Source organism: Actinomadura barringtoniae (assembly GCF_017573505.1).
Lineage (GTDB): Bacteria > Actinomycetota > Actinomycetes > Streptosporangiales > Streptosporangiaceae > Spirillospora > Spirillospora barringtoniae.
This window is the reverse complement of record NZ_JAGEOJ010000005.1, coordinates 348,941-370,318: the sequence shown is the minus strand read 5'-3', so window position 1 is coordinate 370,318 and position 21,378 is coordinate 348,941. Positions and strand designations below refer to the sequence as shown.

The 21,378-nt window shown below is 70.8% G+C and carries 18 protein-coding genes; 8 read left to right on the top strand and 10 right to left on the bottom strand.

Translation table 11 applies throughout. From position 1 onward, the window contains the following. Window positions 1–232: 232 nt before the first annotated feature. Genes J4573_RS53965 through J4573_RS14525 form a run of 3 tightly spaced genes read right to left on the bottom strand, consistent with a single transcriptional unit; the run spans window position 233 to window position 3,884 of the window. On the bottom strand, window positions 233–1,474 hold the full coding sequence (locus J4573_RS53965) for an acyltransferase family protein (RefSeq protein WP_243772965.1): 1,242 nt from the start codon (window positions 1,472–1,474) through the stop codon (window positions 233–235). Continuing rightward, window positions 1,471–2,265: a methyltransferase domain-containing protein gene (locus J4573_RS14530; protein ID WP_208255958.1), complete on the bottom strand. Its 795-nt coding sequence runs from the start codon at window positions 2,263–2,265 to the stop codon at window positions 1,471–1,473. The genes J4573_RS53965 and J4573_RS14530 overlap by 4 nt, the downstream gene beginning before the upstream one ends. A 41-nt stretch (window positions 2,266–2,306) precedes the next feature. Next, the gene (locus tag J4573_RS14525) at window positions 2,307–3,884 is read right to left on the bottom strand and encodes an MFS transporter (protein WP_208255957.1); all 1,578 of its coding nucleotides are present in this window, start codon (window positions 3,882–3,884) and stop codon (window positions 2,307–2,309) included. A gap of 123 nt (window positions 3,885–4,007) precedes the next feature. Here J4573_RS14525 and pgfA point away from each other — a divergent pair, with 123 nt between their 5' ends. Together pgfA and J4573_RS14515 are read left to right on the top strand one after the other, a co-directional pair. Next, window positions 4,008–5,024, top strand: a complete 1,017-nt coding sequence (pgfA, locus tag J4573_RS14520) for a cell envelope lipid trafficking protein PgfA (protein ID WP_208255956.1) — start codon at window positions 4,008–4,010, stop codon at window positions 5,022–5,024. 115 nt (window positions 5,025–5,139) lie between these two features. Then, window positions 5,140–6,249: an NAD(P)H-dependent flavin oxidoreductase gene (locus J4573_RS14515; protein ID WP_208255955.1), complete on the top strand. Its 1,110-nt coding sequence runs from the start codon at window positions 5,140–5,142 to the stop codon at window positions 6,247–6,249. A 77-nt stretch (window positions 6,250–6,326) separates the two neighbouring features. Here J4573_RS14515 and J4573_RS14510 read toward each other — a convergent pair whose 3' ends face one another. The 6 genes from J4573_RS14510 to J4573_RS14485 form a co-directional block, all read right to left on the bottom strand. Then, window positions 6,327–7,277, bottom strand: a complete 951-nt coding sequence (locus tag J4573_RS14510; protein ID WP_208255954.1) for a hypothetical protein — start codon at window positions 7,275–7,277, stop codon at window positions 6,327–6,329. After that, entirely contained in the window at window positions 7,274–7,777 is a 504-nt protein-coding gene (locus tag J4573_RS14505; protein ID WP_208255953.1) for a SigE family RNA polymerase sigma factor, read from the bottom strand. Before J4573_RS14505 ends, J4573_RS14510 begins: the two co-directional genes overlap by 4 nt. 102 nt (window positions 7,778–7,879) lie before the next feature. Continuing rightward, complete coding sequence (locus tag J4573_RS14500; protein WP_208255952.1) at window positions 7,880–8,476, bottom strand: GTP-binding protein; 597 nt, start codon at window positions 8,474–8,476, stop codon at window positions 7,880–7,882. Further along, window positions 8,454–8,825, bottom strand: coding sequence for a DUF742 domain-containing protein (locus J4573_RS14495; protein ID WP_208255951.1), 372 nt, complete (start codon window positions 8,823–8,825; stop codon window positions 8,454–8,456). The genes J4573_RS14500 and J4573_RS14495 overlap by 23 nt, the downstream gene beginning before the upstream one ends. 6 nt (window positions 8,826–8,831) lie before the next feature. Next, window positions 8,832–9,245 carry a roadblock/LC7 domain-containing protein gene (locus J4573_RS14490; protein WP_208255950.1) on the bottom strand — a complete coding sequence of 138 codons (414 nt, stop codon included), beginning with the start codon at window positions 9,243–9,245 and terminating at the stop codon, window positions 8,832–8,834. Continuing rightward, window positions 9,242–11,641, bottom strand: coding sequence for a sensor histidine kinase (locus tag J4573_RS14485; RefSeq protein ID WP_208255949.1), 2,400 nt, complete (start codon window positions 11,639–11,641; stop codon window positions 9,242–9,244). Before J4573_RS14485 ends, J4573_RS14490 begins: the two co-directional genes overlap by 4 nt. A 769-nt stretch (window positions 11,642–12,410) precedes the next feature. Between J4573_RS14485 and J4573_RS14480 the strand changes: the two genes are divergently transcribed. Continuing rightward, window positions 12,411–14,132, top strand: coding sequence for a vWA domain-containing protein (locus tag J4573_RS14480; protein WP_208255948.1), 1,722 nt, complete (start codon window positions 12,411–12,413; stop codon window positions 14,130–14,132). On the opposite strand, the gene J4573_RS14475 is transcribed toward J4573_RS14480, so the two are convergent. Further along, window positions 14,117–14,929: a crotonase/enoyl-CoA hydratase family protein gene (locus J4573_RS14475; RefSeq protein WP_372442836.1), complete on the bottom strand. Its 813-nt coding sequence runs from the start codon at window positions 14,927–14,929 to the stop codon at window positions 14,117–14,119. The genes J4573_RS14480 and J4573_RS14475 overlap by 16 nt on opposite strands. A gap of 149 nt (window positions 14,930–15,078) precedes the next feature. On the opposite strand from J4573_RS14475, the gene J4573_RS14470 reads away from it, so the two are divergent. The 5 genes from J4573_RS14470 to J4573_RS14450 are packed head-to-tail and all read left to right on the top strand — an operon-like array spanning window position 15,079 to window position 21,376. Then, window positions 15,079–16,644, top strand: a complete 1,566-nt coding sequence (locus tag J4573_RS14470; protein ID WP_208255946.1) for an acyl-CoA synthetase — start codon at window positions 15,079–15,081, stop codon at window positions 16,642–16,644. Beyond that, window positions 16,634–17,563, top strand: a complete 930-nt coding sequence (locus tag J4573_RS14465) for a Zn-ribbon domain-containing OB-fold protein (RefSeq protein WP_208255945.1) — start codon at window positions 16,634–16,636, stop codon at window positions 17,561–17,563. Before J4573_RS14470 ends, J4573_RS14465 begins: the two co-directional genes overlap by 11 nt. Next, window positions 17,560–18,600, top strand: coding sequence for a thiolase family protein (locus J4573_RS14460; protein WP_208255944.1), 1,041 nt, complete (start codon window positions 17,560–17,562; stop codon window positions 18,598–18,600). Before J4573_RS14465 ends, J4573_RS14460 begins: the two co-directional genes overlap by 4 nt. Beyond that, window positions 18,593–19,750, top strand: a complete 1,158-nt coding sequence (locus J4573_RS14455) for a thiolase family protein (RefSeq protein WP_208255943.1) — start codon at window positions 18,593–18,595, stop codon at window positions 19,748–19,750. Before J4573_RS14460 ends, J4573_RS14455 begins: the two co-directional genes overlap by 8 nt. Before the next feature lie 54 nt (window positions 19,751–19,804). Next, window positions 19,805–21,376, top strand: a complete 1,572-nt coding sequence (locus J4573_RS14450) for an acyl-CoA synthetase (RefSeq protein WP_208255942.1) — start codon at window positions 19,805–19,807, stop codon at window positions 21,374–21,376. Window positions 21,377–21,378 lie beyond the last annotated feature (2 nt).

Sequence of the window (21,378 nt, the reverse complement as noted above, 5' to 3'; positions counted from 1 at the left end):
ACCGGCTGCCTGGCCGTGGGCGTCCGCTTCGACCTGCTGGACAACCCGGCCGCGCCGAGCGGCCTGCTCGGCGACGTCGTTCCGCAGCTGCTGGCGCTGGTCATCGTGGCCCGGCTGGTCATCGAGCTGTGGCGGCCGAAGGGCCGCAAGGTCAAGAACGGCGGCGGGACGAACGGGGACGGCCCCGGGCACGGGCCCGATCAGCCCGTTCCGACGGGCGGGCGGATCAGGATCAGCTGGGCGGCGCCGGACGACGCGGCTTCCGCTCCCGGTGAGCCAGCAGCTGGAACGGGCGTTCCACCAGGTAGTGGCTCACCGTCGCCAGTGCGATGGTCGCCGCCGCCAGCACCGGGAGATCGATCGGCAGATCGCCGTTGAACGCCCGGTCGGTCCAGCGGAACCAGCCGACGACCAGCAGCATCTGCCACAGGAAGATCCCGTAGGAGATCTTCCCGAGGAAGCGCATCACCCGGTTGCCCAGGATCGCGTCCAGGCCCGGCTGGCCCTCGGGCGGCGCGAGGGCCACCGGGGCGACCAGTGCCAGCGCGCACAGGCCGTTCACGAAGATGTGCGCCTCTGAGGTCCAGAACGCGTCGGGCGTGAGCAGGTCGAGCGGCCCGGCCAGCGGCGAGGCGCCGAGCGCGAACAGCATCGCGGCGCCGAGCCAGCACACGCCCCACGAGGCCGAGACCGTACGGCAGGCGCGTGCGACCGTCCCGGCGGGCTCCAGCCGCGCCCAGACGACCAGCACCGCCAGCGCCATGCCGAGCGCGAACCAGGCGAAGAAGCGCGGCAGCCAGAGGCCGAGCAGCGGGTGCCGGTCCGGAACGAAGATCGCGATCGAGTAGAGCGGTGAGATCGCGGCCAGGGCGGCCAGCCCCCAGAGCAGGCGCCGGCAGTAGGCGCTCAGCGTGGGCTCGGCGCGGGAGGCCCACCACGACAGCGCCGCCGCGATCAGGGGCAGGACCAGGTACCAGGCGGCCTCGACGACCAGCGTCCACATCTGCCCGAGGTGCGCCGGGCCGAGCGAGCTGTCGTACCAGGAGGCCGGGTCGTAGGTGTGGGTCAGCGTCAGCAGCGGGATCCAGGCCTGCGGCTCGGCCACGTGCGCGCGTCCCGCCGTGACCATGTAACAGGCGATGACCAGCCAGTACGCGGGCAGGATGCGCAGGGCCCGCTTGATCAGGTAGCCGACCGTACGGGGGTTGGGGCGGCCCTCCAGCAAGGACCGCACCCAGGGCCGGTAGAGCAGGAATCCCGACAGGACGAAGAAGACCGGAACCCCGATCTGGCCGCCGTTGAACAGCCACTGCCAGCCTTCGAGCCGGATCTGGCCGCCGGTGCTGGCGACGTGGAACACCAGGATCGACAGCGCGGCGACGGCCCGCAGCCCGTCCAGGTTGGCGAGATGGCCCGCCGCGGCCGCCGCCCGTGGCCTGCGCGCCGCTCCGGTCGCGGTCCCGGCCGGGCTCATCCCCGCTGATCCTGAGGGTCACTGGCCTGGGGTTCGTTCGCCGGGAGGCGGCGCAGGACCAGGACCAGGTTCCAGGTGGCCAGCTCGCGCAGCCCGGGAACGCGGATGATGCCGTTCGCCCAGCGCGGGTGGTAGCGCGGGACGGCGTCGAGGATCTCCACGTCATCGCGGCTGCGCGACCAGGCCAGCGCGCCGGCGACCGACACCGGGTGCAGGCTCTGCCGGAAGAGGTTCTTGGGCGGCCTGCCGTTGCGGCGCTCATAGCGGCGGGCGGCCCGTTCGCCGCCCAGGTAGTGCCAGGGCGAGGTCTCGTGGCCGCCCCAGGGCGAGAGCCAGTTGGTGAACGAGAGGAAGACGATCCCGCCGGGCCTGGTCACCCGGACCATCTCGTCGGCCATCTGCCAGGGGTTCGGCACGTGCTCCAGCACGTTGGAGGAGAAGCACACATCGGCCGAGCCGGACCGGAAGGGCAGGGCCAGCGCACTGGCGACGAGGGTGTTGCGGCCCGGCTCGCCGAGCGAGACGAGCTCGGCCAGCTCATGATCGATGCCCGCGCAGCGGGCGCCCGCGGCGGCCAGCTCCCGGGCGAACAGGCCGGTCCCGGTGCCCACGTCGATCACGGTCGCGCCGTCGAGGCGGATGTAGGTGCGCAGCTGGGCGACGGTGTCCCTGGCCATCAGCCCGTAGAAGTACTCCGGGTCGGTCTGCTCCCGGCGGAACGCGCTGAGCAGCCGTACCGAGCGGGCCAGCGTCGCGCGGTGCTCGGTGGGCTGGGGGAGCCCTGGGGACATGGGCACCTCAGGGGGTGGGAGGTCGGAACGTTGGACGGAGCCTACCTGTCGGTACGCAGTAGGCGGGAGGTGTCGGCGGGCCGCTCGTCATCGAGGCCGGGCCCGGTGCCGGGGACGCGGCGCGGGAGCAGCGGCGACAGCAGGGCGGCCAGGGCGAACGCGGCGGCGCTGCAGAGCAGGGCCCGTGCGCCCGCGCCCGGGAAGTCGGCCGGGGCCGCCCCACCCTCGCCGAAGAAGATCACTCCGCCGAGCGCCACCCCGAGGGCGTTGCCGATCTGGATCACCGAGTTGAGCAGGCCGGACGCGGCGCCCGCGTCCGCCTCGGGAAGCTCGCCCAGCACCAGGTTGGACAGGATCGGGATGGTGAGGCCCATGCCGACGCCCGCCCCGAACATCCAGGGCGTCAGATCCCAGGTGGTGACGGCGTTCCCGCGATCGAGGACGGTCGCGGCCAGGCCCGCCGTGCCGAGGGTCATGATCGGTGTCCCGATCCGTACGAGGAGGCGGGCGCGCGGCGGCCCGAAACGGTTGGTGAGCTGGGCCGTACAGGCGATCCCGGCGGGCCAGGCCAGCCCGGTCAGCGCCACGTGCATCGGCGTCCAGCCCAGCCCGAACTGCAGCGTCCAGGCGAGCACGATGAAGTAGCCGGAGACCCCGCAGAACAGCACGAGCAGCAGTACCAGCCCGCCGCTGAACGAGCGCAGCCGGAACAGCCGCGTCGGGACGAGCACCGGCCGTCCGGCCCGTTCGCGGCGCCGCTGGTGGAACGTGAACGCCGCAGCCATCGGAACGCCCGCGATCAGGGACGCGACGGCCCACGGCGGCCAGCCCTGCTCGCGCCCCTGCACGAGGGGATAGGCGAGCAGGAACGAGGTCACGCTGATCAGCAGCACGCCCGCCAGGTCGAGCCGTTCGGGCCGGTCCGCCCGCGACTCGCGCAGCCAGCGCGCCGCCCCGGCCAGCGCCGCCAGCCCGATCGGGATGTTGACCAGGAAGATCGCCCGCCAGCCGACGCCGAACCCCGCGTCGAGGCCCCCATCGAAGCCCCCGCCGACGCCCCCGCCCAAGCCCGTTCCGGGGTCCGCGCCGAAGCCCGCCCCGGAGGCCCCGCCGTGGCCGGTGGCGTGGCCGCCCGCGAGCAGGCCGCCGAGCAGCGGGCCGCTGACCTGGCCGAGGCCGAGCACGATCCCGTACAGGCTGATCGCCGCCGTCCGGCCGCGGCCCAGCGGGAACTCGGTGGCGATGATCGACATCACCTGTGGCACCATCACCCCGCCGAACGCGCCCTGCGCGATCCGGGCGGTGATCAGCATGCCCGGCGTGACGGCGGTCGCCGCCAGCGCCGAGGCCACCGTGAAGCCGGCGACGCCGATCATGAAGACGCGGCGGCGGCCATGGATGTCGCCGAGCCGGCCGCCGGTCACCAGGAGCAGCGCGAACGCCAGCGCGTAGCCGGCGGTGATCCACTGGCCGGTGGCGTACGAGGCCCCGAGATCGCTCTGGATCGGGCGGAGCGCCACCCCCACGATCGTCACGTCCACCAGGTCCATGAAGGCCGCGCCCAGCACCACCAGCAGGGCGGCCCAGCGCCGCTCCGGAAGGCGGAAATGCCTGGTCACAATGGCCTTTCTGGGGGAGTTCGGCTATTGGACTGACGGTTGGAGAGGGTCCTGTAGGGTAGCGCGGACACGCCGGATTCGACCCGTGGTGAGCGAATCTCCGGCAGTTCCCGGGAGGTGTTGATGCGGCGTTCGGTCGGACTCGTCCTGATCGCCCTCGGAGCGTTCTTCCTCGCTCTCGCGCCGTTGGTCAGGTTCTATGTGGCCGACCAGGTGGTCCTGCTGCCGCTGAACCGGTACCAGCTCACCCGCCTCGAGGCGCACAACGCGACCTACTTCGACGCGACGACGCTGAAGGCCAAGACCGGCGTCACGCTGATGGCCAACAACACCGTCCGCGGGGACGTGCGGGCCAACAACGGCGACAACCGGATCGCGGTGTGGGACTCCACCACCAACATCTTCGACGAGGCCAAGCCGGACAAGCCGATCCAGATCCAGGGCTTCCGGATCGCGCTCGACCGGCGCACCGCCGAGCTCGTGCAGTGCTGCGGCGTGAACGTCGACGGCGACAACTCGGTGAAGCTGTCCGGTTACGCGCTGGTGTTCCCGCTGGCGAACGTACAGAAGCGGGACTACCCGTTCTTCGACATGACCACCAGGCAGTCCTCGCCGATGCGCTACGCCGCCACCGAGAAGGTGGACGGGCTGAAGGTCTACCGCTTCGACCAGCAGATCCCCAACACCAAGACGGCGGCGCTGGACACCAAGCTGCCCGCCAAGCTGCTCGGGATGGACCCGAAGGCGCCCGACCAGAAGGTCGACCGCTATTCGTCCGCCCAGATCAGCTTCTGGGTCGACCCGCGCACCGGCGTGCCGGTGAAGGTCAGGCAGAACATCCACAGCACGGTCCAGACGCCGGACGGGCGGGGCACGATGACCGTCGCGCAGGCCGATCTCAACACGGTCGACAAGGACCAGAAGGGCCTGATCGACCTGTCCAACGACAGCGCCCTCAAGATCAACGCGGTGCGCAGCTACATCCCGGTCGGGTCGATCTTCGTCGGGCTCAGCCTGCTGCTGCTCGGCCTGATCGTCGGCGTGCTCGCCAACCGGCGGGCCGCGCGCGCCCCGAAGAAGCCGGTGCGCCAGTCCGACGGGCGGTTCGGCGACGTCCAGCTGCCCACCCAGCAGCCCTGACCCTCCCGCTAACTCTGATACGTGTTCTAGGTCATCCGGGCCTCTGCTTCGTGCTGCCCAGATTAGAAACTAGAACCTGTTGCAGTTTGATGCCCGGCGGGCTTATGGTCGCAACGTGCGGACACGAGTCACCGAACTATTCGGCATTGAGTACCCGATCTTCGCGTTCAGTCACTGCCGCGACGTCGTCGCCGCGGTGAGCCGCGCCGGCGGCATGGGCGTGCTCGGCGCGCTGTACTTCTCACCCGAGGAGCTCGAGCTCGAGCTCAAGTGGATCGACGAGCACGTCGGCGGCAAGCCGTACGGCGTGGACGTGGTCATGCCCGCCAAGTACGAGGGCAGCGACCTGGGCGACGCCGAGGAACTGCTCGGCAAGCTCCAGGGGATGATCCCGGCCGAGCATCGCAAGTTCCTCGACGACCTGCTCGCCGAGCACGGCGTCGAGCCGTCCACCGAGAAGGCCGGCAGGGCCCTGCTCGGCTGGACCGACCAGACGGCCAGGCCCCAGGTCGAGATCGCGCTGAAGCACCCGATCGCGCTGCTGGCGAGCGCGCTCGGCCCGCCGCCCGCCGACGTCGTCGAGGAGGCCCACGGGCACGGCGTCAAGGTCGCGGGCCTGGCGTCCAACGCCCGCCACGCCCGCAAGCAGGTCGAGGCCGGCGTCGACATCATCGTCGCGCAGGGCACCGAGGCGGGCGGCCACACCGGCGACGTGTCCACCATGGTCCTCATCCCCGAGGTCGTGGACGCGGTCGGCGAGGACACCATGGTCCTGGCCGCCGGCGGCATCGGCCGCGGCCGCCAGATGGCCGCGGGCATGGCGCTCGGCGCGGACGGCGTGTGGACCGGCTCGATCTGGCTGACGGTCGACGAGGCCGACACCCCCGAACGCGCCCTCCCCAAGCTGCTCAAGGCGACCTCGCGCGACACCGTGCGCTCCCGCGCCTGGACCGGCAAGCCCGCCCGCTTCCTCAAGACCGCCTGGACCGAGGCATGGGAGGGCGAGAAGTCGCCCGGCTACCTCCCGATGCCCATGCAGTTCATGCTGGTCGCCGACGCGCTGCCGCGCATCGCCCGTTCCGGCGACGGCGAGCTGGTCACCTTCCCGGTCGGCCAGATCGTCGGCTCGATGAACCAGGTCAAGCCTGCCGCCCAGGTGGTCTACGACATCATCGAGGAGTACGTCGAGGCACTCGAACGCCTCAACACCATCACCGAAGCCTGACCCCCAAGACCCCCACGACCCCACGGCGCCCCGCAGGGCCCCGGCCACCTCCATGGCCGGGGCCCTGCGTCGTCTGCTCAGTACCTGCTGCCGAGGTCCTGGCAGAGGGCAGGCTTGGGCCCGGTGATGCCGTCGGCGCAGTCCTCGGGCACGAAACGGCCGGTATCTTCGCCCTGCGGACGGAAGATGTACACGAGCTGGCCGTCGGCGCCGTAGCCGGACACCGAGAGCAGGCGATCGTCCTGCTGGGTCATCGCCCCTTTGGACATCGGGCCGGTCGCCGTCTTGTCGGGGATCATCTTGCTGGCCACGCGGGAGATGAAGAAGCCGTTCCGGAGGGTGGCCTGCGTCGTGCGGCCGAAGTTCCAGGTGACGACGACGCGTGCGACGTCCGACTTGACGCGGCCGGTGACGAGGGCGTGCAACTGATCCCCGGAGGAACCCGCGCCGTTCTCCCCGATCGCCGAGACGATGGTGATCGCGTCGACCCGCACCGGGGCGGTGAAGTCCCAGAGGCCGCCCTTCGCCGCGCTGCCGACCCAGGGGTGGAAGGTCGGAGGCTCGGCATTGCCCTCCTTGGAGCTGCCCGAGCAGAGCACGAACCCCTTCTCGCTGGCCACCTCGGCGACGAACTGCCCGCCCTGCCCGCCGACCCGCTGCCTGACCGCGAGCCGGAAGTCGGGCAGCTTCCCCAGATCGGGCCGGTCCTCGCCCATGTTCCCGGTGGGCGGACCGTCGCGCATGCACGCCTTGGCGGCCTGCAACTCCGCGGCCGTGTTGGACGGCAGGCCGCCGGTGGCCGGGGCGAGCACCTGCGGCTTCTTGCTCGAAGATCCGCTCTCGCCCTGAGCCTGAACGACCGTGGCCGGGACGGCGATGGCGGCGGCCAGGGCGAGCGACGCCCCGGCGATCGCCCGTGTGCGGCGGCGCCCGGTGGCCCGCCGCAGGGCCCGTTCGGCCATTCCGTCGACCGGCTCGGCCCGGTCGGCGATCGCCTCGAGCGCCTCCTTGAGCATGTCGGCGGTCATGACGTCCTCTCCAGCTCCAGAGTCAGATCGGGCACCAGTTCGCGCAGCCGCGCGATGGCCCGGTGGGTCTGGCTGCGCACGGTCCCGACCGAGCAGCCGAGGATCTCGGCGACCTGCGACTCGGGCAGGTCCTCGAAGTAGCGCAACACGAGCACCGCCCGCTTCCGCGGCGGCAGGGCCAGGAGCGCCTGCTGCAGCGAGAGCCGGAGATCGACGTCGCCGCTCCGGTCGCGGTCGGTCTGCTCCCACGAGGCGGGCAGCGCGGACTCCCGCCCGCGCCGTTTCCAGCGGTTGACCTGCTCGTGGTACATGACCTTGCGGACGTACGCCTCGGGGTTGTCGACCACGTTCTTCCAGCGCGCCGCGGTCTTGGTCAAGGCCGTCTGGAGCAGGTCCTCGGCAGCGTGCTGGTCGCCGGTGAGCACGTACGCCGTCCGCATCAGCCCGGCGGACCGGGCCGCGACGAACGCGGCGAAACTCTCACGCGCCTCTCGCTTCACGGCGGCTCCTCCCTGATGTCACTCCCATAGACACCAGGGAGGGCATGAACCTATGCCGCGTTCGGCGTTCCGTGCCAGAAACGGATCATTCCGACCGAGCCGTCAGAGGCGGGCCGGGGCCGGGCGCGGCTGGCGGATGGCATGCTCCAGAAGCTCGATCAGCACGTACTTGGCCGACTCCCGATCGCGCGCGTCGAACAGGATGATCGGGATTCTGGCGTCCACGTCCAGGGCGGTGCGGATCTCGTCCTCGGTGTACTCGATGGACCCGTCGAAGCGGTTGACCGCGATGACGAACGGCTCCGCGCGCTGCTCGAAGTAGTCGATGGAGGCGAAGCTCGCGGTGATGCGGCGCGTGTCCACCATGACGACCGCGCCCAGCGCGCCGCGCGCGAGCTCCTCCCACATGAACCAGAACCGCTCCTGCCCGGGCGTGCCGAACAGGTAGACCGACAGGCCGCCCCGCAGCGTGATGCGGCCGAAGTCCATGGCGACGGTCGTGGTGGTCTTGCGCTCCAGGTCGCTCAGGTCGTCGACGCCCACGCTCGCCTCGGTGAGCGCCTCCTCGGTCTGCAGTGGGCGGATCTCGCTCACCGCGCCGACCATCGTGGTCTTTCCGGCGCCGAAGCCCCCGGCCACGAGAATCTTGTAGGCGGCCCGCGGCGCGGTGCCGCCGTCAGATCGTTCGTAGCTGGTCACGGATCCTCCTCAACGTCGCGAGATCGGGGAGCTCGGTCGGCGCGGGCAGGTCGACCCGGAGCAGCCGGTGCTCGATGAGCTCGTCCACCAGCACCCGGATGACTCCCAACGGCAGTTCGAGGCGAGAGGCCAGGTCCGCCACGGTGTGCGGGATCTGGCACAGCCAGAGCAGGCGCAGCTGCTCCGGCGACAGGCGGGACCTGGGCGGCACGGCCTCGCCGGAGGCGACCAGGATGGTCACCAGGTCCAGCGGGGCGCCGCGCGCCCGGGTCCGGCCACGGGTGATGGCGTACGGGCGGACGAGGGGGCCGGCCTCATCGTCCAGCCATCGTTCGCGATGGCCGCTCATCGCCCGTCACTCCGCGCCGAGGCCGGCGTTGCGCGGCTTGGCGGCCAGGTGCCGGCTGACCCGTTTGACCAGCATCGTCATCTCGTAGCTCACCAGGCCGGCATTGCTGCCCGCGCGGCTGAGCAGGGCCAGGCAGCTGCCGACCCCGGCGGGCACGACGAAGAACAGGCCCTCGTCGAGCTCGATCACCGCCTGCCGGACGTCGCCCGCGTCCAGGTGATCGCGGGCGCCGGAGGCCAGGCTGAAGAACCCCGCGGCGAGCGCGGCCAGGAACTCGGCGTCCTCGCGGGTCATCCCGCGCGTGGCGCCCATGATCAGGCCGTCCCTGGACAGCACCAGGGCCTTGCGGACCTCGCCCACCCGGTCGACGAGATCGTCGAGCATCCAGCCGAGCTCACCGCCGATGTCGGACTGTGTCATTCCGTTCCTTCCCCCGGCGCCTGGTCGGGCGCAGCCTCTGTTTCGTCGTCGCGACCCCGTTCCCATCCGCCCTGGATGGCCCCCCACAGGTCGCGCGTGTCCGTCGCCTCCTGTTCCGTGCGTTCCGCGGGAACCTCCGCCCAGGACCGGCCCGGCTCCTGGGAGGCGCCCCGGGCCTGCGCGCTCGCCCGCAACTGGGGTACGAGGTTCTCCATCCGCTTGCGCCGGGTGAGCACGGGCTTGTCGGCGGTCCCGGAGGCCGGGCTCGCGTGGACCGGCGACGCCGCATCGCCCGGTACGGGAGGCCACGCCGGCGGCGGCCCCTCGGCGGGGACCCCTTCGGCGGGGCCCCCTTCGGCGGGGCCCCGGGCGCCTTCGTCCGCGCGCTGCCGTGGCGGGAGTTCCTGGCCGCCCTCGGGCAGCGACGCCGGCGCGGGACCCGCTTCGAGCGCGCTCACCACCAGGGCGTGCGGCAGCACGACGATCGCGGTCGTCCCGCCGTAGAACGAGGGCTGCAGGCCGACCCGCACTTTGCGGCGGGCGGCCAGCCGGCCGACGACGAACAGCCCGAGCCGGTCGGTGTCGGCGAAGTCGAACTCCGGCGGCCGGGCGAGGATCTGGTTGAGCCGTGCCCGTTCGGCCTCGTCCAGGCCGATGCCGCGGTCAACGATCTCGATCGCGTAGCCCTGGCCGACCGGCTCGCCGCGCACCGACACCTCGGTGTTGGGCGGCGAGAACATGGTGGCGTTCTCGATCAGCTCGGCCAGCAGGTGGACGATGTCCGCGGCGGCGGTGCCGACCAGCGAGATCTCCTCGTTCGTCGAGACCTCGACCCGCGCGTAGTCCTCCACCTCGGCCACCGCGGCGCGCAGCACGTCCACCATCGGCAGGGGGCGGCTCCAGCCGCGTCCGGGCGACGCGCCCGAGAGGATCACCAGGCCCTCGGCGTGCCGGCGCATGCGGGTCGTGAGGTGGTCCAGCCGGAACAGGTCCTCCAGCACCTCGGAGTCGGCACGGCGCTCCATCGAGTCCAGCAGCTGCAGCTGGCGGTGCAGGAGCGACTGGCTGCGCCACGCGAGGTTGAGGAAGACGCGGTTGATGCCCTGGCGGAGGCTCGCCTCGCCGATCGCGCTCGCCACGGCGGTGTGCTGCACCTGGGTGAGCGCGTCGGCGACCCGGCCGACCTCGGCCGTGCGCCCGACCGTCAGCGGCGGCGCCTCGGCGCTCAGGTCCACCCGTTCACCGCGGCGCAGCCGTGCCACGACCGACGGCAGCCGGTCCTCGGCGAGATGCCGGGCGACCCGCTGCAGCTCGCGCAGCTCCCGGCCGAGGCCGCGGCCGAACAGCACCGACAGGACGACCGACACCAGCACCGCGGCCAGGCCGAGCCCGCCGGCCACGACGAGCTGGCGGGCGATCGACTGGCCGATCGGCTTGGCCTGCTCGGTGAGGACGGCGCCCGTGGCGTTGACCACCTGCGCCCAGCCGGCGTTCAGCCGCGGGGTCAGCTGCGCCCACTCGGTCAGCTGGGCGGCGGTCGGACGGCCGCCCGAGGCGATGATCTCGTCCTCGAGCTCGCGGTAGCGCCGGTAGTCGGGGGACTGGGTGAACGTGTCCATCGTGGGGGACAGCCGGCTGTTCAGGTCGACGGTGCCGACCTGATAGAACCCCCGGCTCGCGCCCGCCCAGCGCGCGAAGTCGCCCCGTTCGGCGGCGGTCAGCCGGCCGTGCTGCGCCTGCGCGGCGAGCATCAGGCAGTCCTCGCGCATCATGTACTCGCGCGACCAGCCGATGTTGATGAGCGCGCGGCCGGACTGGATGATGCCGATGTCCTTGATGATGACCAGGCCGCTGAACAGGCGCAGCGTCGAGTCCAGGAGGGTGTCGTAGCGGCTGATCGCCTCGGCCCTGTCGATCGAGCGGCCGTCGATCGCGGCGCGCAGGCCGCGCAGCTCGCTGAGCTTGGCGGAGACATCGTCCAGCCGCTGCCGGATGTCGGCGCCCGCGTCGGAGCGCACCTTGGGGGAGAGCGCGGTGCGGCGGAACGCCGCCTCGGCGGTGTCGGTACGGGCCCGCTGTTCGGCCAGCTGCGCCCGCCCCCGATCGCCGGTGGTCAGGAACACCACCGACAAGGCTCGCTCCGCCTGGAGGTTCGACGAGACCAGGGACCCCGGTAGGCCGATCTTGTCGTTGGCGCGCTCGGCGGCGGACTTGCTGAGGGCGGCGTCGAGCGTGAGGTTCGCGGCGAAGGCCCAGATGGCGACGAGCGACAGCAGCGGCACCACCAGCAGGGCCGCGATGCGGACCCACACCGGGCGGCGCCGCGGCCTGCGGTGCGGTCTGCCGTGGGCCTCGTCCGCGGTGGTGGCGTCCGGCTCGGCCTTCGCGGGGCTCATCGTTCACCCCTTCGCGGCCGAGAGCCTGTAAGCCGACTTCGCCAAAGAGTGCTCAACGGCATCGCCTTTCATTCCGGTCCGGACTTCCAAAGGGCATGCTGAAGTCCGGCCATTCCCCTAATGCGGCTCGGCACCTGATCCGGCCGTGGCCTATTGAGGGCCCCCAAATGAATGCACGGCATCGTGCATTCCCCCTGGCCGGCCCGGATTCCCCCGGCGCTGTGAGCGTGGCACAACATGATTGCCCCCGGGAATCGGGAGCGCAAGAGGTCGTTCGGTGATCGAATACCGCCCGGTTTGCGCGCCGGGTTCCCGTCCTGCCGAGGGCAAGAAGATCAAGTAAGTCGGGTCCGGCAGGTGCCCTTACTGCCGGACCCGACTGTTTGCGGCCACGCCATATTCGGCCTGAGAGTCACTTATGCGCCGACCTGACTATCGTTCCGAACAATTCATGACCCTTCACTGGGGAGATGGTCGTGCGTCAAGACCATCAAGGAAGTGGCAATTCCCGGCGAGGCGAGGCGGTTATTGATCATGAAGTCGGCCTCGTGCGGCGGAAAATGGCGACGGAGTGTGTTCGTGCTGTCCGACCTCGGCCATCAGGTCCCGGTCGCGGAGGGTAGATCAGACCTTGTTTGTCCGTTTGTGGCGGGAGGAGCGCAGCTGAGGCACCGCAAAGTGCTGGTCATTCCGGCTCCCGGGTCGTTTGCCCGCCGGGGCTCGCAGGGAAGGCACGCCTCAGGATCGATGATCATTTCGGGGTGGGTGGATGAGGCACGAGGCAGGGCGGCGCCGGACGGTTCTCACGACGGCGATGGCGACGGCAGTGGTGGCTGCCGCGATCGTGACGGGCGGATGGTCGGCGCCCCGGACCGTACCGCCGCCCAGCGCCGACACCTCGGTCGTCACGGTGAAGACCGGCGGCGACCGGACGGGGATCGGGGCGGTCGCGCCGCTGGCCGGGGTCCGGCTCGGCCTGTACGCCGCGGAAGGCGACACCTCGCCCGTCGACGGCACCTGGGGTGTCTGCACCTCGGACGGCGACGGCGACTGCTCGTTCACCGTGCCCGACACCGGCGGCGCCAACAACGGCAAGCGCTTCTACGTGAAGCAGATCGCCGCGCCCGCGGGCTGGTACACCAACCCGAGCCTGCGCACCGGGCCGGGCAGCGGCTCCTCGTCGACCGAGCAGCCGTACGTCTTCCAGACGCCCGCCCTGCAGCCCGACACCACCTACCACTCGACCAAGGAGTTCATGTACGACACGACCAGGGGGCAGCTGACCGCCTCGGACGGGATCTGGCAGCAGTCGCGGAACAACCCGCCGCTGCCGACCCGCTGCGGGCTCGACGTGGCGCTCGTCCTGGACCTGTCGTCGTCGGTGGGCAGCGCCCTGCCGAACCTGAAGAAGGCCGCCGACAAGATCACCGACGGCCTGGTCGGCACGCCGTCGCGGATGGCGCTCTACAGCTTCGACCGCGGGTCGCCGAGCGCGGGGACGCAGAACCACCCGGCGCTCAGCTCCGTCTCGACCAAGGCGGGCGCGGACGCGGTGAAGGCGCGGTACGCGGGCTGGGCGCTCGGCAGCGGCACCAACTGGGACCAGGCGCTGTGGAAGCCCGCCCAGGCGTCGCAGAAGTACGAGCTCGCGATCGTGCTCACCGACGGCAACCCCACCTACTACGGCGACCTGGAGGGCAGCGGCGGGACCACGCGCATCTCCGAGGTGGAGAACGGCATCTTCTCCGCCAACGCCCTCAAGAAGAAGGGGACGCGGACGCTCGCCCTCGGCATCGGCAAGGGCGCGACCGGCCTCACCGCGCTCAACCTGCGGTCCATCTCAGGCCCGACCGCGTTCGGCGGGAGCAACCTGAGCGCCGCGGACTACTTCCAGGTCGACGACTACGAGGCCGCCGGCGACGCGATCCACAACCTGATCCTGCAGCAGTGCGACACCTCGCTCTCGGTCATCAAGCAGATCGTGCCCGCGGGCAACACGGGCGAGAACGTCAGCGGCTCCGAGAACGCCGGCGCGGGATGGACGTTCAACGCGACCACCACCACGCCGGGCGTCACCGGCGTGCCCACCTCGGACACGACCAGCGACGACGGCACCGGCTCGATCTCGTTCGAGATGAACTACACGGGCTCGACGACGAGCGCCGGCATCACCGTCGGCGAGACCCAGCACTCCGGCCACACCCTGGTCACCCAGGGCGGCAAGAACGCCGTCTGCGTCAACCTCGACGACGGCTCCAAGGTCGGCGTCACCAACAGCGGAGGCACCGCCTTCAAGGTCAACGTCCCGCTCGACGCCGCCGTGAGCTGCACGATCTACAACAGGCCCAAGAAGGACACCCCGCCCAAGCCGAAGCCGCCCACGCCCAAGCCTCCGAAGCCGAAGCCGAAGCCGAGGCCCAAGCCGCCGCATGGCGGTCCGGTCTGCCGGACCGCTCATGCCAACTCGGCCTGTGCTTACTTGCCTTTGTAGACGGGCGGACGCTTCTCCTTGAAGGCCTTGGAGCCTTCCTTGGCGTCCTCGGAGCCGATGACGGGCCAGCCGATCTCGTCGGAGATCTTGAGGGCCTCTTCCTCGGAGAGGTGCTGGGTCTCGCGGTAGGTGCGGAGGATGCCCTGGACGGCGAGGGGCCCGCACCCGGCGATCTGGTCGGCCAGTTCGCGGGCGGCATCCAGAGCCGTGCCGGAGGGGACGACCTTGTTGATGAGACCCATGGCCAGGGCTTCTTGGGGGGTGACAGAGCGGGCGGTGAGGAGGATGTCCATCGCTGCCGCGTAGCCGATCTGGCGGGGGAGCCGGATCGCGCAGCCGCCCATCGGGAACAGGCCGCGCTTGGCCTCGTACAGGCCCAGGGTGGCGTCCTCGGCGACCACGCGAAGGTCCGTGCCGACGAGGAGTTCGGTGCCGCCGGCCACGGCGTAGCCCTCGATGGCACAGATGAGGGGCTTGGTCGGCTGGCCCTCGCGCAGCAGGCCCTTCCAATGGAAGTTGGGGATCTGTTGCATCCGCTCCTGGACCTTGGGGTCGGAGGGCGGCGTGCCCATCGCCTTGAGGTCGGCTCCGGCGCAGAACGTTCCGTTGGATCCGGTGAGGATGCCCACGCGGACCTCGGGGGTCTCGGACATGTAGGCCCAGGCGTCGGCGAGGCCGACGAGCATGGCCGAGCTCAGCGCGTTACGGGCCTCGGGGCGGTTCATGGTGACGATGACCACGTGGCCGTCCTGCTCGACGGTGCAGTGCTCGGTGCTGATCGGCAGCCGTTCCATCATTCCTCCAGGTCGGAAAACAAGAACAGATTCTAGTGAAGAGGTTGGCTCGTCAACAGGTCTTGCCTCCCAAAACGAGAACGTGATCTACTTTCCTCGCCGGGTGCCGGAGTGTGGCGGCGCTCACTGTCGACCGTGTCGAGGGAGAGCCGATGGGTTCGTTGGGCTTTTGGAGGCTGGCGCAAGCCGATCCGGAGTGGATCGCGGCCGTCGATCCCGAAGGGACGCAGTATTCGGCGGGTGACCTGCTGGCCCGTTCGAACCGCCTGGTCCATGCGCTGCGCGATCTCGGGCTGGAGAAGGGCGACGGCCTGTGCGGGCTGGTGCCGAACGGTGTGGAGGGCCTCGTGCTCTACCTCGCCGCGCTCCAGGCCGGCTGGTACTACACGCCGATCAACTGGCACCTCACCGGGCCCGAGATCGGCTACATCGTCGCCGACTCCGACGCCAAGGCGTTCTTCGTCCACGAGCGGTACGCCGCCGAGGGCGCGCGCGGCGCGGAGGAGTCGGGCATCGAGGCCCACCGGCGGTTCGCGTTCGGCGACGTCGAGGGCTTCCGGCCGTACGAGGAACTGGTCGCCGGGCAGCCGGACACCAACCCCGAGGACCGCAGCAACGGCGCCACGATGCACTACACGTCCGGCACGACCGGGCGGCCGAAGGGCGTGCGCCGCAAGCTCGCCGGGATCGACCCCGACGACAGCGCCGAGCTGATGACGTTCCTGCTCAGCTTCTTCGGCTGCACGCCGGGGGCGCCGGGCGGCGGCAACGCCGAGGCGCACCTCATCACCTCGCCGAACTATCACACGGCCGTCACCCAGTTCGGCGGCTCGTTCCTGCATCTCGGCCACACGATCGTGTACGTCGACAAGTGGGAGGCCGAGGACTGCCTCCAGCTGATCGAGAAGCACCGGATCAGCAGCACGCACATGGTGCCGACGCACTTCAAGCGCATGCTGACGTTGCCGGAGGAGACGCGTTCCAAGTACGACGTGTCGAGCATGAAGTGGGCGATCCACGCGGCCGCCCCGTGCCCCGTCCCGATCAAGCACCAGATGATCGACTGGTGGGGCGAGTGCATCTGGGAGTACTACGCGGCCACCGAGGGCGGCGGCACGATCGCCTCGCCGAAGGACTGGCTGGCGCACCCGGGCACGGTCGGCAACAAGTGGCCGATCAGCGAGCTGCTCATCGTCGACAACGACGGCAACGAGGTCCCGAACGGCACGCCCGGCACCATCTACATGAAGATGGCGGGCACCGAGTTCGAGTACAAGGGCGACCGGGCCAAGACCGAGAAGGACCGGCTGCGCGACTACTTCACCGTCGGCGACATCGGCTACCTCACCGACGACGGGTTCCTGTTCCTGTCCGACCGCAAGGCGGACATGATCATCTCGGGTGGCGCGAACATCTACCCCGCCGAGATCGAGAACGAGATCATCCTGTTCGACAAGGTCGCGGACGTGGCCGTCTTCGGGATCCCCAACGACGAGTGGGGCGAGGAGATCAAGGCCGTCGTCGAGCCCGCCGCGGGCGTCGCGCCCGGCGAGGCGCTGACCGCCGAGATCTTCGCGTTCCTCGAGGGCCGGCTGGCGAAGATGAAGTGGCCCCGGTCCATCGACTACATCGAGACCCTTCCGCGCGAGCCGAACGGAAAGCTCCTCAAGAGAAAGCTCCGCGACCCGTACTGGAAGGACCGCGACAGTGCCATCTGAGGTCAACCACGTCCTTGAGTTCCCGGGCGGCTACACGCGGTCGGTCGGCCCGGTCATCGGCCGCTTCCTCACCGAGCTGCGCGACGGCCGGCTGGTCGGCGTCCGCACCGAGGCGGGCCGGGTGCTGTTCCCGCCGCTGGAGTACGACCCGGACACCGGCGACGCGGTCACCGAGGAGTTCGTCGAGGTCGGCCCTGCCGGAACGGTCGAGAGCTGGTCGTGGGTGGCCGAGCCGCTCGGCAGCCATCCGCTGGACCGCCCGTTCGCCTGGGCGCTCATCAAGCCCGACGGCGCCGACACCGCGTTCGTGCACGCGCTGGACGTGGGCGTGCACGAGCGCGGCGCCGAGCCGCCGAAGCGCCTGAGGACCGGCATGCGGGTGCGGCCGAAGTACCGCGCCGAGCGCACCGGCTCGATCGCCGACATCGAGGCGTTCCAGCCCGAGGTCACGATGATCACCTCGCCGACCCGGCTGGAGTTCGAGCTGAAGCCCGGCCGGGCGCTGGAGCGCTTCTTCGAGGGCATGGCCGAGGGCCGCATCCTCGGCCACAAGTGCGAGATCTGCGGCAAGGTCACCGTGCCGATGAAGGGCCTGTGCCCGAAGGACGGCGTGCCGACCTCCCAGGAGGTGGAGGTCGCCGACACCGGCACCGTCACCACCTTCGCGGTCAACAACCTGCCCGACCCGCGCGCGCCGCAGGTCCCGTTCGTGTCCGCCTACGTGCTGCTGGACGGCGCGGACATCGCGATGCTGACGCTGGTCGCGGGCATCGACGCCGACAAGGTGCGGATGGGGATGCGCGTCAAGGCGGTGTGGAAGCCGCGCGAGGAGTGGGGCGCCACCATCCAGAACATCCGGTGGTTCGAGCCGTCCGGCGAGGACGACGTCTCCTTCGAGGCCATCCAGGAGTACATGTGAGAGACGTAGCGATCGTCGCGTTCAAGCAGACCCGCCACGCCGCGACCGACCAGGGGCTCTCCGAGACCGAGATGCTGCTGCCGATCTTCGGCGAGATCAAGGCCGAGACCGGCATGAGCCGGTTCGACTTCACCTGCTCGGGCTCGTGCGACTACCTGATCGGCGCGCCGTTCTCGTTCGTGTCCGCGCTGGACGCGGTCGGCGCCTGGCCGCCGATCTCCGAGAGCCACGTGGAGATGGACGCCGCCTGGGCCCTCTACGAGGCCTGGGTGAAGATGCAGCACGGCGAGTTCGACACCGCGCTGGTGTACGGGTTCGGCAAGCCCAGCCAGGGTTCGCTGCGCGAGGTCATGACCCAGCAGCTCGACCCGTACTACCTGGTGCCGCTCGGCGCCGACTCGGTCTCGCTGGCCGCGCTGCAGGCCCGCGCCTACCTCGACCGTTCGGGCGCCAAGGAGGACGACCTGCGGGCGATCGCCGCCCGGTCCCGCGCGGCCGGTCGCGACAACCCGTTCGCGCTGCACCTGGACGACCCGGCGGCCGACGCGCCCTACGACGTCGCACCGCTGCGGACCCACGACGTCGCCGCCGAGGCGGACGGCGCCGCGGTGATCGTGCTGGCGGCGGGCGACAAGGCCCGCGAGCTGTGCGAACGTCCCGCCTGGATCCGCGGCATCGACCATCGCGCCGATCCGCAGTCCCTCGGCGTCCGCGACCTGTCCCGTTCGGCGTCCGCGCGCATAGCGGGTGAACGGGCCGGAGCCACCGGCATCGAGGTCGCCGAGTTGCACGCCCAGTTCAGCCACGAGGAGCTGATCCTGCGCGAGGCGCTCGGCCTCGGCGAGGAGGTCACGGTCAACCCGTCCGGCGGCCCGCTGTCGGCCAACCCGGTGATGGCGACCGGCCTGATCCGCCTCGGCGAGGCGGCCGCACGCATCCACGACGGCTCGGCGGGCCGGACGCTCGGCCACGCGACCAGCGGCCCCTGCCTCCAGCAGAACCTCGTCTGCGTCCTTTCGGGAGAGAACCATGGGTAACCCGTGCGCGATCATCGGCGTGGGTCAGACCGCGTACAAGACCAAGCGGCTGGACGTCTCGATGGCCGGGCTGGTCCGTGAGGCAGCGCTGCGCGCGCTGGAGGACGCGGGCCTGACCTGGAAGGACATCGACGCCGTCGTCATCGGCAAGGCGCCGGACATGTTCGAGGGCGTCATGATGCCCGAGTCCTACCTCGCCGACGCGCTCGGCGCGACCGGCAAGCCGATGATGCGGGTGCACACGGCCGGGTCGGTCGGCGGCTCCACCGCGATCGTCGCCGCGAGCATGATCCAGTCCGGTGTGCACCAGCGGGTGCTCACCGTGGCGTTCGAGAAGCAGTCGGAGTCGAACGCGACGTGGGCGCTCACGGTCGGCGGCCCGCACAGCACCTCGCTGGTCGTCGGCGCGGGCGGCTACTTCGCCCCGCACATCCGCGCGTACATGCGGCGGTCCGGCGCGCCCGACCACATCGGCACGCTCGTCGCGGTCAAGGACCGGCAGAACGCGCTGAAGAACCCGTACGCCCACCTGAAGATCCCGAACATCTCCCGCGAGATGGTCGAGTCGACGCCCATGCTGTGGGAGCCGATCCGCTACCTGGAGACCTGCCCGTCCTCGGACGGCGCGTGCGCGATGGTGCTCGCCTCGGAGGACGCCGCCAAGAAGGCCCCGCACAAGCCCGCCTGGGTGCAGGGCACCTCGATGCGCTCCGAGCCGATCTTCTTCGCCGGCCGCGACACCGTGAACCCGCAGGGCGGCAAGGACGCCGCGGCCGACGTCTACCGGCAGGCCGGCATCTCCGATCCGCGCCGCGAGCTGGACGTCGCCGAGGTCTACGTGCCGTTCTCCTGGTACGAGCCGATGTGGCTGGAGAACCTCGGCTTCTGCGGCGAGGGCGAGGGCTGGAAGCTCACCGAGGGCGGCGCGACGTCCATGGAGGGCGACATCCCCTGGAACGCCTCGGGCGGCGTGCTGTCGTCCAACCCGATCGGCGCGTCCGGCATGATCCGCTTCGCCGAGGCGGCCATGCAGGTGCGCGGCACGGCCGGAGAGCACCAGGTCGAGGGCGCCCGCCGCGCGCTCGGCCACGCCTACGGCGGCGGCGCGCAGTTCTACGCGATGTGGATCGTCGGCAGCGACAAGCCCTAGCTCCACACCTCTTCACCCCCACCACCCCCCGTACGACTCTCCGGAGGACCTCCGATGGAGTTCAACCACGCCGACCTTTTCGAGGGGATCGCGGACGCGATCGGGGACCGCGTCGCGCTGGTCTGCGGCGACCGTCGCCTCACCTACGCCGAACTGGACGCCGAGGCCAACCGGCTCGCCCACCACCTGCTGAGCGTGGGGGTGGAGCCGGGGCAGCACGTCGCGATCCAGCTCTACAACGGCGTCGAGTACGCGGCCGGGCTGCTCGCGACGCTGAAGGTCCGGGCCGTCCCCATCAACGTGAACTACCGGTACGTGGAGAGCGAGCTGCTCTACATCTACCGGGACTCCGACAGCGTCGTGCTGATGTACGACCCGGAGTTCGACGACCGCGTGGCGGCGACGGTGCCGGACGCGCCGAAGCTGCGGCACCTGATCTCGGTCGGCGGCCCGTCGAGCGTGCCGGGCGCGGTGCGGTACGAGGACGCGCTCGCCGCCCAGCCGCCCACGCGGGGCTTCCCCGAACGCAGCGGCGAGGACACCTACATCATCTACACCGGCGGAACGACCGGTATGCCGAAGGGCGTGATGTGGGGGACCGAGGGCCTGCTCTTCGCGTTCTGGAACCCGACGTTCCCCCGCCCGGGCAAGCCGCAGGACGTCGTCGACCTGGCGGCGGGCAGCGGGCCGATGGTGATGATGCCGATCGCGCCGCTGATGCACGGCGCCGCGCAGATGGCCACCTGGATCGCCTGGTGCATGGGCGCGACGCTGGTGTACGAGCGGCGCTTCGAGGCCGGCACGGTCTGGAAGACGATCGAGAGGGAGAAGGTCAACTCGCTGACGATCACCGGCGACGCGATGGCGATCCCGATGGTCGAGGCGCTGGAGAAGAACCCGGGCGCCTACGACCTGTCGTCGCTGCTGGCCTATGTCTCGACCGGCGCGATCCTGACCGGCAAGATCCGCGACCGGCTCGCGGCCGCGATGCCGAACGTCATGATCATGGACAGGTTCGGGTCGACCGAGTCCGGTTCCACCGCCGCGGCGGTCGCGGGCTCGACCCCGGAGAAGGGCCTGAAGTTCGCGCCGGACGTGGAGAACGTGACCGTGCTGGACGACGCGCTCAAGGTCGTCGAGCCGGGGTCCGGGGTGATCGGCCAGGTGGCGCGCTCGGGCTGGATCGCGCGCGGCTACTACAACGACCCGGAGAAGACGGCGCGCACGTTCCCGGAGGCGGAGGGCAAGCGCTGGCTGCTCACCGGCGACATCGCCACGGTCGAGGCCGACGGTTCGATCGCGGTGTACGGGCGGGGCTCGCAGGCCATCAACACCGGCGGTGAGAAGGTCTTCCCCGAAGAGGTCGAGGCCGTGCTGAAGGGCCATCCCGGTGTGTACGACGCGGTCGTCACCGGCATCCCGGACGAGCGCTGGGGCAGTCGCGTGGCCGCCGTCGTGCAGCCGAACGGTGAGGCGCCCGCGGTCGAGGACCTGGACGCGCACTGCCGCAAGGAGCTGTCGGGCTACAAGGTCCCGCGCACGTACGCCTTCGTTCCGGAGATGAAGCGTTCGCCGGCGGGCAAGGCCGACTACAGGTGGGCCAAGGAGATCGCCGAGCAGGCTTGAAG